The organism is Roseovarius sp. ZX-A-9, from assembly GCF_028369135.1.
In the GTDB taxonomy this organism is placed as follows: Bacteria; Pseudomonadota; Alphaproteobacteria; order Rhodobacterales; family Rhodobacteraceae; genus Roseovarius.
The window spans coordinates 44,571-58,331 of sequence record NZ_JAPWHW010000010.1 but is presented as its reverse complement, the minus strand read 5'-3'; the positions used below and the strand labels follow the sequence as shown (position 1 = coordinate 58,331).

The following is a 13,761-nucleotide window of genomic DNA, read 5'->3' as shown; positions in this document are numbered from 1 at the left end:
TATTAAAAAATGAAGCCCGGGACAGCGCTGATGGCTCCCGGGCTTCTTCTTTGTCCAAATACGTTTGTTCGGGGTAACAGACGCCGCAGGCGCCCGCCCCCTCGCGGGGCTCAGCGCCGCAGCGTTCCCGGCCTGGGTATTCTCAGGCGTTGGCTTCGCGGATCTTGTCGGCGGCGGCCTTGTCATAAGCCACGCCGTTGGTTTCCAGCAGCGTGTCCAGCTCGCCCGACAGGGTCATCTCGGTGATGATGTCGCAGCCGCCCACGAACTCGCCCTTGACGTAGAGCTGCGGAATGGTCGGCCAGTCGGAATAGTCCTTGATCCCTTGGCGCAGGCTCTCATCGGCGAGCACGTTCACGTCGGTAAACTCCACTCCCATGAAGTTGAGCACGCCCGCCACACGCGAGGAAAACCCGCATTGCGGCATGGATTTGGTGCCCTTCATGAAGAGAACGACATCGTGCGCTTTCACGGTCTCTGCGATCTGGGTGTTTGCGTCTGTCATGTTATCTGCCTTCCTGGATTTCCGGGCGGATGCCGGACGTGATCAATCGGGGGCCCGCGTGGTCAATGCGAGCGCGTGCACCTCGCCGGCCGAGCCGTCCATCTTGCCTTTCAGCGCGGCATAGACGGCACGCTGCTGCTGCACACGGTTCTTGCCGCGAAAGCTTTCGTCGATCACTTCGGCGGAAAAATGCGCGCCGTCGTCACCCTGCACGGATATCTGTGCACTCGGGAACGCCTCGCGGATCATCTCTTCTATGTCGGTGGCGAGAATGGCCATGTATCAGCCCTCCTTTGCATCTCACCCCGATGTAGAACGCACAGACGCGCTCTGCAAGATGGGGATCACCCGGATTTCCCTGCCTTTCCCGCCAAGAGCCGCGCCCGGCCCCTGCGACGCATGGCAAACGCCGCTTGCACAGGCCCGGACCAGCGGCCATTGTCGCGCCATGATCCGCCCCGCGACACATCCCGGTGCCACGCCATGACCACCCTGCCCAAATGGGGGCTTGTCGCGACCATCAAGGCCGATGCCCGCGCCATCCTGAACTTTGCCGCCCACCACCTCGACCTCGGGGCCCACCGGCTGCACATCTTTCTCGATGCCGACTGCCCGCAGGCGCGTGCCGCGCTGGAGGCGCATCCGCGCTGCAATGTCATCCTCACGGACGAAGCCTATTGGGCCGCGCACCGCCGCGACCGTCCCGAGGCGCATCAGGCACGCCAGACGATGAACGCAACACGCGCCTATCGCCGCCGCCCCGGCGTCGACTGGCTGGCGCATATTGATGTCGATGAATTCCTCTGGCCCGAATGCCCCATCGCCGAACAACTGGCCGATCTGCCCGACACGGCGCGCACCGCGCGCATGCGCCCGATCGAGGCGTTGGCCCCCCTGCCCGGCGATGACCCCACGCAGACCTGGTTCAAGGGCTGCGCCGCGCGCCAGAGAGTCCGCAACCGCCAGACCGAAGAGATCTATCCGACATTTGGCGCCCATCTCAACGGCGGCTTTCTCAGCCACGTGACCGGCAAGATTTTCGTGCGCACCGGCACCAAGGGCATAAAGTTTCGTATTCACAATGCGTTTCTGGACGGCGCACAGATCCCGAACGATTTCGACCTGCCGCAGACCCGGCTCTGCCATTTCCACGCCCCCAGTTGGGAAGGCTGGCAGCGCGCCTATCGCTACCGGCTGGAGCGCGGATCCTACCGCGTCGGCCTGAAAGCCTCGGGCAGCAATGCGACGACGATGAACGCCCTCTTTTCCCTGATCGAGGCCGAAGGCGGCGAAGGCGCCCTGCGGGCCTTTTACGACGAGGTCTGCACCGCCTCGCCGGACCTGCGGGCGCGTCTGGCTGAACATGACCTGCTGCACCGCGTTTCGCTCGATCTGGACAGCAAACGCGCGCGACATTTCCCCGATTTCGGCTGACGTCAGGCCGCCCACAGGCAACTGTTGCCAATTTCGCAACAATTCGCGCAACTTCCGTGGGATTGGTCACGTTACAGCATGCCGCATTGCCCTGAGCCCGATTTAGCGCTATATCGCCGCCCAAGGGTCTTCTCATGTGGAAAACCACGGGGCTGATGTGGCTCTGGACCCAATCAGACGTACGGGCCAGATTGTGTCCGTAAACCACGGATATGCATGACCAAATTCTCTGAACTCAACCTCAATCCGAAGGTCTTGAAGGCCGTTGAAGAGGCGGGCTATGAAAGCCCCACACCCATCCAGGAAGGGGCGATTCCCCCTGCGCTCGAAGGCCGCGACGTTCTGGGCATTGCCCAGACCGGTACCGGCAAGACCGCCGGGTTCGTCCTGCCGATGATCACATTGCTGGCGCGCGGCCGGGCAAGAGCGCGTATGCCTCGCAGCCTTGTGCTATGCCCCACGCGCGAACTGGCTGCACAGGTGGCCGAAAACTTCGACACCTACACCAAGCACCTGAAACTGACCAAGGCGCTGCTGATCGGCGGCGTGTCGTTCAAGGAACAGGACAAGCTGATCGACAAGGGCGTCGATGTTCTGATCGCGACACCCGGTCGCCTGCTCGACCATTTCGAGCGCGGCAAACTGTTGCTGACCGGCGTGCAGATCATGGTGGTGGACGAGGCCGACCGGATGCTCGACATGGGGTTCATCCCCGATATCGAACGCATCTTCTCGCTGACGCCCTTCACCCGCCAGACGCTGTTTTTCTCGGCCACCATGGCGCCCGAGATCGAGCGGATCACCAACACGTTCCTCTCCGCGCCCGCGCGGATCGAAGTGGCCCGTCAGGCCACCGCCTCGGAAACCATCGAACAGGTGGTCGTGATGTTCAAGGGCTCGCGCCGCGACCGCGAAGCCAGTGAAAAGCGCAAGCTGCTGCGCACGCTGATCGACAATGAAGGCGAGAAATGCACAAACGCGATCATCTTCTGCAACCGCAAGACAGATGTGGATATCGTCGCGAAATCCCTCAAGAAAAACGGCTATGACGCGGCCCCGATCCATGGCGATCTGGACCAAAGTCAGCGCACGCGCACCCTCGACGGGTTCCGCGAAGGCTCGCTGCGCTTTCTCGTGGCCTCTGATGTGGCCGCGCGCGGTCTCGACGTGCCTGCGGTCAGCCACGTGTTCAATTTCGACGTGCCGGGCCATCCCGAAGACTACGTGCACCGGATCGGCCGCACCGGGCGTGCGGGTCGCGAAGGCAAGGCGATGATGATCTGCAATCCGCGTGACGAGAAGAACCTCGCCGCGATCGAAACGCTGGTTCAAAAGCCTATCCCGCGCCTCGACAACCCGCTGGCGTCGGACACACCCGCGCCACAAGCGGACGCAGCAGAGGTAGCGGAAGAGCAACCGAGCAAGCCGCGCCGCACCCGCAGCCGTCGCAAACCCGATGACGCGCCACAAGCGGTGCAAGAGGCCCCTGCCAAGGCCGAGGCTCAGCCTGTCACCGCACCGGCACCCGAAGTGCAGGCGGCACCCGAAGCAAAACCTGCCCCCGAAGAGCAGCGCGCGCCCGAACCACGCGAAGAGACCAAGCCCAGATCGCGCGGCGGACGTGGTGGAAGGGGTCGTGACAATTCGGACAACGGCAACAAGGTCGTGGGCATGGGCGATCATATGCCCAGCTTCATCGCCCTTAGCTTTGAGGATCGCAGCGCAAGCTGAAGAATGCTGCACCCTGCCTGACCAAGTGAAATTTCCAAACGCCCGCAGCCTTTCAAGGTTGCGGGCGTTTTCTTTGATCAGTCGATATAGGCGTCGCCGCGCTGCCCCGCGCGCTCATGATGGATCGGCAGTGTGCGCCCATAAAGCTGCATCGTGCGTTCCGGCGCGCCGACCATGCCCGGTTCCTGCACATAGGAAAAGATCGCCACATAGCGCCGCCGCGCGCCCTCCAACGGCGCGACGCGGTGCAGTGAATAGCGCCCGCGAAACAGTTGCAGATCGCCCGGCTCCAGCTCCAGCACCTTGACCCGATCAGAGCTGCCCGCCAGCACGCGTGCGACTTCCTCGAAATTCTCGTCGCCCTCCCGAATACCGGGGGCATATTCGAATGCACCGCCGCTTTCGGCATTCTGGATCGCCAGCGTCACGGTGAAATTGTTGGTGTCGAAATGCCAGGGAAACCCGTTGCCCGCCTCGGCCATATTCACGATCACATCCGCCAACGGGTCGGCATAACGGAAAAACGCCTCTTCCTGCAGGCAGTCGCGGATGAAGTCATCGAAACCCGGGAAGTCATAGATCGACCGCAGCGGGGCGCCCTTGGCGAAATTATCCGCCGGGATGAACGCGTTCGAGCGGTCGTAAAATTGCCGGCGCGGATCATCCTCGGGCAGAGCGGGATCATCCTGCGTGAAATACGGGTTCGTGCGGCTGAAGGATCGGTGCCCCTTCTCCGCCACGGCATCGGCCTCTGCCGTCAGGGCGGCAATCCCGGCGGGCGTCAGAAACCGCTTGATCACCGCGCAGCCATCCTCGGCCAGATCGGCCCGCACCCTTTCCAGCACCGCGTCGCGCTCTGGCCCGTGCCGGTGGATGGGATAGAGGGACAGATTGATCATCTGGCTGGCGTCTTGGGTCATGGCGGCCTCCATATGGTGCAGCCCCATCAAACGAGACAGGCACAGCCCGCGTCCCGCCGTTTCACGACACATCGCCTGTCGATTTTTTGCCACGCCCTGCATTTTCCGGTCACGACGTCATTGATCGCCCCCGATTCGCCAATTACGCTCCCCCTTGCAGATACAACTGCACTTTCCAAACATGAGGGGAAAACCCATGACTTCAGATCGTTTCGACGATGCGCTGAGCTTTGCCGCGCGGCTGCATCGCAGCCAACGGCGCAAGGGCGCGAACATACCCTATATCTCTCACCTTCTGTCAGTCTGCGCGCTGGTGATCGAATATGGCGGCGACGAGGATCAGGCCATCGCCGGCCTGCTGCATGACGCGGTAGAGGATCAGGGCGGCATGGAAGCCGCACGCCAGATCGAGGCCCGCTACGGGCCGCGCGTCGCGCGGATCGTGCTGGAATGCTCGGACAATGATGGCCACGACAAGGCCCCGTGGCGCGAACGCAAAGAAGCGTATCTGGACGGGATCGCCGAGAAATCGGACGATGCGGTGCTGGTCACCGCCTGCGACAAGCTGCACAACGCGACGACGATCCTGCATGACCTGCAATCCGTCGGCACAGCGGTGTTCGACCGTTTCACCGGACGGCAGGACGGCACATTGTGGTATTACCGCGCCCTCGCGGAGACGCTGACGGTGCGCCGTCCCGGCCCGCTGGCAGAACGCCTGACCGAGACGGTCGCACAGATCGAACGCGCGGCCGCCTGATCAGGCTCAGCTCATCCGGCTGATGATCACCGTCACCTCGGGCTTCTTGCCGATCTCGGCATTGGCCGAGTGGCGCGTGACGCGGCGCAGTTCCTCTTCCAGCTTTTCATCATTGGCGCGCACCTTGCTTCCGGCGCGCCCCAGGAACTGGCTCAGGTCCTCTTCCAGCACATCGACCAGCGGCGCACGGCTCTGGCCCACCTCGGCCAGACCCTTGATCTCGCACCAGGGATCGCCCAGCAGCTCGGCGTCGTCGTCGAGGATCACGTTGACGCTGACATGCCCGTTCAGCGCCATGCGGATCCGGTCGCGCACAACGCCGTCCAACGCACCAACCTTTACCGACCCGTCCAGATAGGTCCGCCCGGTCTCGACATACTCCACCACGGTGGGCGTCGCTGCGGTGAGGTCGATCATCGTGCCGTTCACGGCCAACACGCCCTTCATCGGCTTGGGTTTGCAGATTTTCACGTGCTCGCGCAGATGCCGGTGCTCACCATGCATCGGCACCACGATCTGCGGGCGGATGATTTCATGCATCGCCTCCAGATCAGGCCGGTTGGCATGGCCGGAAACATGATAGAGTCCACTGTCGTCATCCACCACATCAACCCCCATTTCCGAGAATTGGTTGATGATCCGAATGACGCCGCGCTCATTGCCGGGGATCGTCTTGGACGAGAAGAGGAAAAGATCGCCCTCCTTCATCTTGATCCCCTGGTATTTCCCGTTGGCCAGCTGCGCGCTGGCCGCGCGCCGCTCGCCCTGGCTGCCGGTCACGATCAGCATCAGGTTTTCACGCGGCACGTTCTTGGCATCCTCGGGGCTGACCGTGCTGGGAAAATCCTTGAGCACGCCGGTCTCGACCGCCGCCTCGACCATCCGCCGCATGGCACGCCCCATCAGGCAGACCGACCGCCCCGCCCGCTCACCGGCCTCGGCCAAGGTTTTCACACGCGCGACGTTGCTGGCGAATGTCGTGGCCGCAACCATGCCCTTGGCACTGGCCACCAGCTTCTCGATCTCGGGGCCGACAGTGGATTCCGAGCGCCCCTCGTGGCGGCTGAAGACGTTGGTGGAATCGCACATCAGCGCCAGCACGCCGTCCTTCGCGATATCTTCCCACATCGCGTGGTCAAACGGTTCGCCCACGCCCGGTGACGTGTCGATCTTGAAATCACCGGTATGGACCAGCCGCCCCTTGGGCGTGTCGATCACCAGACCCGAGCTTTCCGGAATGGAATGCGAAATCGGCACGAATCCCACCGTGAAGGGCCCCGCCGTGATCGTTTCGGGCCAGGCGGATGCGGTCCGCACGGCCTTTTCGGGGTGGCCATGTTCGGCCATCTTGCGCCGCGCGATATTGGCGGTAAAGGCGCGTGCATAGACAGGCGCGCCCAGACGATCATAGTAATGCGCAACGGCACCGACGTGATCCTCATGCGCATGGGTGACGAATACCGCCTCCAGATCGCCCTTGCGTGCCTCCAGCCAACTGATGTCGGGCAGGATCAGGTCCACGCCCGGGCTGCCATCCATGTCAGGGAAGGTCACCCCCAGATCCACGAGGATCAGCCGCTCCTTGCCGGGTTTTCCGTAGCCGTAAACATAGGCATTCATGCCAATTTCGCCCGCCCCGCCAAGGGGCAGGTAAATCACTCGGTTCTCGCTCATCCGGCCTCAACCTTTCAATTTGTTGTGCGCGTGGATCACGGTCAGACCGTGCATCGTCAGATCATCTTCGATCTCGTCAAAGAGGGTGTGCCCCTGCGCAAAGAGCGACGCAAGCCCGCCCGTACCAATAACCTTCATGGGGCGGGCATATTCGTCACGGATCTGGCCACAAATCCCCCGCACCAGGCCGACATAACCCCAGAACACCCCCGATTGCATGCATTCGACCGTGTTGGTGCCGATCACCTTGGCTGGCACGGACACATCGACATGCGGCAACGCGGCGGCGGCCATGTGCAGCGCCTCAAGGCTCAGGTTCACGCCCGGCGCGATCGCCCCGCCGACATAGGCACCGTCAGCCGCCACCACGTCAAAGGTGGTTGCCGTGCCGAAATCCACGACGATCAAATCGCCGCCATGCCGGTCATGGGCGCCTGCCGTGTTCACCAGACGGTCCGGTCCCACGATCGTGCCCGCGTCGACCCGAGGCTCGACCGGCAGCGCGCAATCGGGCTTGCCCACGACCATCGGGCGACAGCCAAAGAACCGGTCTGCAAAGACCCGCAGGTTGAACACCACGCGCGGCACCGTGGACGAGATGATCACCTCGTCAATCTCCACATCCAGCCCGTAATGTTTCACCAGCGTCGAATACCAGGTAAAATACGCATCCGCGGTGCGCGCATGATGAGTCGAGGTGCGCAACGTGCACAAGAACTTGGTGCCGTCCCAGATCGCAAAGACGGTGTTGGTATTCCCGCAGTCAATCGCCAGCAGCATGGCCTGTCTCCGTCTCGTCGAAAAACACCTCTGCGGCGGCGATGGCCTGCCGCCCAGTGCCGGTTGATAGAACAAGATTGCCGTCTTCGTCCACTGTCTCGAACCGGCCTGTGGTCTCGGTCCGGCCGGTGCGCGCGGTCATCATCTGCCCCAGACGTGCGGCCCGCCCCAGCCACGCGGTGCGGATCGGGGCAAATCCCTGCATCAGAAATTGCTCCTCGCGCCGCGCATAGGCTGCGGCCAGATAGGTCAGAAAGTCCTCCGGGCTGATCTCTGTCCCGGTTTCGCCGCGCAGCGAAACGGGGCGAAGCGCGCCCGCTTCCACCTGCTCCGGGGCATGGCTCAGGTTAACGCCAATGCCGATGGCCAGATGGCCCAGGGACCCGCCAGCGCCGGCACTCTCCAACAGGATGCCGGCCAATTTGCCGCCATGCAGCAGCACATCGTTCGGCCATTTGAGCGCAAAACTCTCGGGCCGCCCTGTCACCGCCACCAAGGCATCATCCAGCGCCAGTGCCGCTACGAAGGAGCGCAAGGCCGCCTGCCCCGGCGCTTCGTTCGGGTGCAACACCAGCGTCGCAGCAAGGTTACCTTGCGGGTCAGTCCATGGCCGGCCGCGCCGCCCGCGTCCGGCCGTCTGTCGATGCGCCATGATCCATGTCGGCGCTGTCAGCGTCGCGGCACGACGCGCCGCCTCGGCATTGGTGCTGTCCACCTCCGCCATGACGTCGCGCGCATATCCGATCGGCCAGACAGGGTCTTTCATCTTTCCAAAAATACCTTTGCCGAAGGCACCCGCCTGCAAGGCGGGCAAAAAATGAAAGCGACGCGCCGTGGCGCGTCACCCTCCTGACACAACCCGTGCAGCAGCAAACCGATCAGTTGACCAGTGTCGCCGCGGCCGCCTGCGCCATGCCCTCGATGCCAAAGAGGTTGATCACCCCGATCACCATCACCGCCGCCGAGGCCATCAGGATCCCCCACAACACCGGCGAGCGCGGCGCATCCAGGGTCTCGCCCTCGGCGCCAAAATACATCAGGTAGACGATCCGCAAATAGTAATAGGCACCGATCACCGAGGCGATCACGCCAGCCACGGCCAACCATGCGAGGCCCCCGTCATAGGCTGCACGAAGCACGTAGAGCTTGCCGAAGAACCCCAGGAAGGGCGGTACACCGGCCAGGCTGAACATCAGGATCAGCATGGCGAGCGCACGCGTCGGGTGGCTGTTTGCATAGTTGTTGAGGCTGGAAATCTCGGTCACCGGCTGGCCATCGCGATGCATGGTCAGGATGAAGGTAAATGCCCCGATATCCATCGCCACGTAGATCGCCATGTAGATCAGCATCGCCTGCACGCCGAAGCTGCCGCCGCTGGCCAACCCCATCAGGGCAAAGCCCATATGGCCGATCGTGGAATAGGCCATCATCCGCTTGATGTCGCGCTGGCCGATCGCGGCGATACTGCCCAGGAACATCGACAGCACGCTGAGCACCGCCAGGATCTGCTGCCAGTCGCCGACAACGCCACCGAAGGCATCATGCAAGGTCCGCGCCAGCAGCGCCATCGCCGCCACTTTCGGTGCGGTGGCAAAATAGGCCGTGACTGGCGTCGGAGAGCCTTCATAGACATCCGGCGTCCACATGTGGAACGGCACCGCCGAAACCTTGAACGCCAGGCCAATCATCACCATGACCATGCCCAGCAGCAGCCCGACGGGCGCCTGCCCCTCGGCCGACGCAATGATGCCCGCGAAATTCGTCGTTCCGGCATAGCCATAGGTCAGCGACGCGCCATAGAGCAGGATGCCCGACGCCAGCGCGCCCAGCACGAAATACTTCAACCCGGCTTCGGTCGACTTCACGCTCTCGCGCCGCATCGAAGCAAGGATATAGAGCGACAGGGATTGCAGCTCCAACCCCATGTAGAGCGTCATCAGGTCGTTCGCGCTGACCATCGTCATCATGCCGACAGTGCCGAGCGCGATCAGGATCGGATACTCGAAGCGCAATGTGCCCATCCGGGTCATGTATTCCTGGCTCATCAGCAGGATCGCCGCCCCGGCGAGCAGCACCATGATCTTGGCAAAGCGCGAGAAATCATCCTCGACGAACATGCCGCCGAAGGCGAGGTTCTGACCGTCGCCGGTGGCGCCGATCCAGAAGGCCATCGCGACAAACAGCGCGGCGGTCAGCCAGACCAGCATGCCGGCCATCTTGTCCTTGCCGGTATAGACCGCGCCCAGCAGAGCCAGCATCGCATAGACCGCGATGACGATCTCGGGCAGGATTATGTTCAGATCAGACTGGATCATCTTCGATGCCCCTTAATGCAATGTCGCTGCGGTCTGGCTGACAGCATTGGTTTGCGCGTCCGCCAGAGCAGTTTCGTAGTTGGATATCAGTGCCTCGACCGAGGGGCTGATGATGTCCGTCACCAGGCTGGGATAAACCCCCAGCAGCAAGGTCATGGCCACCAGCGGCGCAAAGATCGCGCGTTCCCGCTTGGTCATATCAGTGATGCTGCGCAGGCTCTCCTTGATCAGGTCGCCCATCACCACCCGGCGATAGAGCCAGAGCGCATAAGCCGCGCTGAGGATCACACCCGTCGCCGCCACGAAAGCGACCCAGGTGTTGACCTGAAACACGCCGAACAGCGTCAGGAATTCGCCAACGAACCCGCTGGTCCCCGGCAGGCCGACATTGGCCATGGTGAAGAACATGAAGATCAGCGCGTAGGCCGGCATCCGGTTCACCAGGCCACCATAGGCGTCGATCTCGCGGGTATGCATACGGTCGTAGATCACACCGACAATCAGAAACAGCGCGCCCGAGATGAAGCCGTGGCTGATCATCTGGAAAATCGCCCCGTCGATCCCCTGCTGGTTGGCTGCGAAAATGCCCATCGTGACATAGCCCATATGGGCCACGGAACTGTAGGCGATCAGCTTTTTCATGTCCTCTTGGGCCAGAGCCACCAGCGACGTGTAGACGATCGCGATCGCTGACATCCACAGGACCAGCGGCGTCAGCACCTCTGCCCCCACCGGGAACATCGGCAGGCTGAAGCGCAAGAAGCCGTAGCCGCCCATCTTGAGCATGATAGCAGCCAGCACGACCGAGCCAGCGGTCGGCGCCTGCACGTGCGCATCCGGCAGCCAGGTATGAACCGGCCACATCGGCATCTTGACCGCAAAGCTGGCAAAGAACGCGAGGAACAACAGCGTCTGCGCGCCACCCACGATGTAAACGCCCAGCAGGCTGAAGCCGTCGGAGGCGAATTCATGTGTCATCAGCGTCGGGATGTCCGTGGTGCCCGCATCCGTGAACATCGCCACCATCGCCACCAGCATCAGCACCGAGCCGAGGAAGGTGTAGAGGAAGAACTTGAAGCTGGCATAGATACGTTGCTTGCCGCCCCAGATCCCGATGATCAGGAACATCGGGATCAGCCCCGCCTCGAAGAAGACGTAGAACAGAACCAGGTCCAGAGCCATAAACACGCCGAGCATCAGCGTCTCGAGGATCAGGAACGCGATCATGTATTCCTTGACCCGCACGGTGACGTTCCACGACGCGGCAATGGTCAGCGGCATGATGAAGGTGGTCAGCAATACAAAGAGGACGCTGATCCCATCAACACCCATCTTGTATTTCAGGCCCAGCAGCCATTGGCGCTCTTCCACGAACTGAAAGCCGGTGTTGCTCGGGTCGAAATCGAACAGGATGAACAGCGACACGAGGAAAGTGACCGTCGTGGCCACCAGCGCCACCCACTTGGCGTTGCGCTGCGCTGCCTCGTCTTCTCCGCGTAGGAAAATCGCGAGGATCCCAGCCGCGATCAACGGCAGAAACGTAACGATCGACAGGACGTTATCCATTAGTGTGTCCCCCCGCCTATCGTGACCCATGTGACAAGGACCGCGACCCCGATCACCATGGCGAATGCATAGGTAAAGATATAGCCAGACTGCGCACGCCCTGCGAGCCGAGTGAAGAAGGGCACGATGCCCAAGGCCACGCCGTTGATCGTCCCGTCAATCACGCTGCCATCCCCGCGTTTCCACAGAAAGGCGCCAAGCCGCTTGGCCGGGTTGACGATGAGTGCATCGTAAATTTCATCGAAGTACCATTTATTGAGCAGGAAGAGATAGAGCGGCCGCTGACTTTCGGCAGCCTTGCGCGGCATGCTGGGATCCCAGACATAGAACCACAGCGCCGTGACCAAGCCGATCAGCATGGCGATGAACGGGCTGACCTTGACCCACGTGGGGGCATGGTGTGCATCCTCCATCACGTGGTTGTCCGCCCCCATGTAAATCGCACCCTTGGGTGCCTCGCCCGAATGCACGGCAGCAGCGGCATGTTCTTCGCCCGCTTCTGCGGCAACTTCGGCGTCGCCTTCGCTCGCCTCGGCATGATGCTCGGGGATACCGAAGAACTTGTTCACCTGCGCATGATCGCCAAAGAAACTGCCATACCAGACCATCCCGGCAAAGACCGACCCCAGCGCCAGAACGCCCAGCGGGACCAGCATGACCATCGGGCTTTCATGCGCGTTCTCGTGGGTGTGCTTGTCGCCGCGCGGCGTGCCAAAGAACGTCAGCAGCATCAGCCGCCAGCTGTAGAAGCTGGTAAACAGCGCCGCGATCACCAGCATCCAGAAGGCATAGCCGCCATTGGTGCCGGCCCATGCGCTCTCGATCACCGCGTCCTTGCTGAGGAAACCGGCAAAGCCGATATGTGTCAGCGGAATGCCGACGCCGGTAATGGCCAGCGTGCCGATCATCATCGCCCAGAACGTATAGGGCAGCTTGTGACGCAGCCCGCCATAGTTACGCATGTCCTGCTCGTGATGCATCCCGTGGATGACGGAGCCGGCCCCAAGGAACAGCATCGCCTTGAAGAACGCGTGCGTGAACAGGTGGAACATCGCCACCGAATACATGCCGACGCCTGCGGCCACGAACATGTAGCCCAACTGGCTCATGGTCGAATAGGCGATGACCCGTTTGATATCGTTCTGAACCAAACCGATGGTCGCTGCCACGAAAGCCGTTGTTGCGCCAAGGAAGGTCACGAACATCATCGCCTCGGGCGCGTATTCCATCAGCGGCGACATGCGGCAGACCAGGAACACGCCCGCCGTCACCATGGTTGCCGCGTGGATCAGTGCCGACACAGGTGTCGGGCCTTCCATCGCGTCCGGCAACCATGTGTGCAGGAAAAGCTGCGCCGATTTGCCCATCGCGCCGACGAACAGCAGGAAGGCAATCAGGTTCGCCGCGTTCCAATCGGCCCAGAGGAAGGTGATATTCGTCTGCGCCAGTCCCGGCGCGGCGGCAAACACGTCATCAAACTTGATGCTGTCGGTCAGGTAGAACAGCCCGAAGATACCAAGCGCAAAGCCGAAATCGCCGACCCGGTTGACCACGAAGGCCTTGATCGCGGCGGCATTGGCCGACGGCTTGCGATAGTAGAACCCGATCAGCAGGTAGGACGCCAGCCCGACCCCTTCCCAGCCAAAGAACATCTGCGCCAGGTTGTCGGCGGTCACCAGCATCAGCATCGCGAAGGTGAAAAGCGACAGATAGGCAAAGAAACGCGGGCGGTAGCTCTCGTTTTCGCCGAAATTGGCATCATGGGCCATGTAGCCCATCGAATAGAGATGCACGAGCGCCGACACGGTCGTGACCACGATCAGCATGATCGCTGTCAGCCGGTCCAGGCGGATCGCCCAGGCGGTGTCCAAGTGGCCCGACTGCACCCAGTCGAGGATGTGGATGTATTGCGTGGTGCCGTCATGGCCCAGGAAAATGACCCAGCTCAGCACGCAGGCCAGAAACAGCAGACCCGTTGTGATCCACTGCGCGGCCGCATCGCCGATCACCCGCCAGCCGAAGCCTGCGATGATGGCCCCGATCAGGGGCGCGAAAAGGATGATCTTTTCCATGAGC

General features: G+C 62.2%; 12 protein-coding genes. 3 read left to right on the top strand and 9 right to left on the bottom strand.

Annotation, left to right across the window (positions count from 1 at the left end; all coding sequences use genetic code 11):
- Positions 1 to 142 precede the first annotated feature (142 nt).
- Both grxD and O3306_RS11450 read right to left on the bottom strand, forming a co-directional pair.
- Entirely contained in the window at positions 143 to 505 is a 363-nt protein-coding gene (grxD, locus tag O3306_RS11455; RefSeq protein WP_272007232.1) for a Grx4 family monothiol glutaredoxin, read from the bottom strand.
- Between the two features lie 42 nt (positions 506 to 547).
- Complete coding sequence (locus tag O3306_RS11450) at positions 548 to 784, bottom strand: BolA/IbaG family iron-sulfur metabolism protein (RefSeq protein ID WP_272007229.1); 237 nt, start codon at positions 782 to 784, stop codon at positions 548 to 550.
- Between the two features lie 204 nt (positions 785 to 988).
- Here O3306_RS11450 and O3306_RS11445 point away from each other — a divergent pair, with 204 nt between their 5' ends.
- Complete coding sequence (locus O3306_RS11445) at positions 989 to 1,939, top strand: glycosyltransferase family 2 protein (protein WP_272007226.1); 951 nt, start codon at positions 989 to 991, stop codon at positions 1,937 to 1,939.
- 216 nt (positions 1,940 to 2,155) lie between these two features.
- Complete coding sequence (locus O3306_RS11440) at positions 2,156 to 3,670, top strand: DEAD/DEAH box helicase (protein ID WP_272007223.1); 1,515 nt, start codon at positions 2,156 to 2,158, stop codon at positions 3,668 to 3,670.
- Between the two features lie 77 nt (positions 3,671 to 3,747).
- Here the strand turns inward: O3306_RS11440 and O3306_RS11435 are convergent, their stop codons facing one another.
- Positions 3,748 to 4,590 carry a HalD/BesD family halogenase gene (locus tag O3306_RS11435; RefSeq protein WP_272007219.1) on the bottom strand — a complete coding sequence of 281 codons (843 nt, stop codon included), beginning with the start codon at positions 4,588 to 4,590 and terminating at the stop codon, positions 3,748 to 3,750.
- A gap of 196 nt (positions 4,591 to 4,786) precedes the next feature.
- Here O3306_RS11435 and O3306_RS11430 point away from each other — a divergent pair, with 196 nt between their 5' ends.
- A complete protein-coding gene (locus tag O3306_RS11430) occupies positions 4,787 to 5,350 on the top strand; it encodes an HD domain-containing protein (protein ID WP_272007216.1) in 564 nt (187 codons plus the stop codon).
- Positions 5,351 to 5,356: 6 nt separating this feature from the next.
- On the opposite strand, the gene O3306_RS11425 is transcribed toward O3306_RS11430, so the two are convergent.
- From O3306_RS11425 to nuoL, 6 genes are all read right to left on the bottom strand, one after another.
- Positions 5,357 to 7,024: a ribonuclease J gene (locus tag O3306_RS11425; protein WP_272007213.1), complete on the bottom strand. Its 1,668-nt coding sequence runs from the start codon at positions 7,022 to 7,024 to the stop codon at positions 5,357 to 5,359.
- 6 nt (positions 7,025 to 7,030) lie between these two features.
- Positions 7,031 to 7,804: a type III pantothenate kinase gene (locus O3306_RS11420; RefSeq protein WP_272007210.1), complete on the bottom strand. Its 774-nt coding sequence runs from the start codon at positions 7,802 to 7,804 to the stop codon at positions 7,031 to 7,033.
- Positions 7,788 to 8,570, bottom strand: coding sequence for a biotin--[acetyl-CoA-carboxylase] ligase (locus O3306_RS11415; RefSeq protein ID WP_272007207.1), 783 nt, complete (start codon positions 8,568 to 8,570; stop codon positions 7,788 to 7,790). The genes O3306_RS11420 and O3306_RS11415 overlap by 17 nt, the downstream gene beginning before the upstream one ends.
- A 112-nt stretch (positions 8,571 to 8,682) precedes the next feature.
- Entirely contained in the window at positions 8,683 to 10,119 is a 1,437-nt protein-coding gene (gene nuoN / locus O3306_RS11410) for an NADH-quinone oxidoreductase subunit NuoN (protein WP_272007204.1), read from the bottom strand.
- A 12-nt stretch (positions 10,120 to 10,131) separates the two neighbouring features.
- On the bottom strand, positions 10,132 to 11,685 hold the full coding sequence (locus O3306_RS11405; protein ID WP_272007202.1) for an NADH-quinone oxidoreductase subunit M: 1,554 nt from the start codon (positions 11,683 to 11,685) through the stop codon (positions 10,132 to 10,134).
- Complete coding sequence (gene nuoL, locus O3306_RS11400; RefSeq protein ID WP_272007199.1) at positions 11,685 to 13,757, bottom strand: NADH-quinone oxidoreductase subunit L; 2,073 nt, start codon at positions 13,755 to 13,757, stop codon at positions 11,685 to 11,687. The genes O3306_RS11405 and nuoL overlap by 1 nt, the downstream gene beginning before the upstream one ends.
- Positions 13,758 to 13,761: the final 4 nt, after the last annotated feature.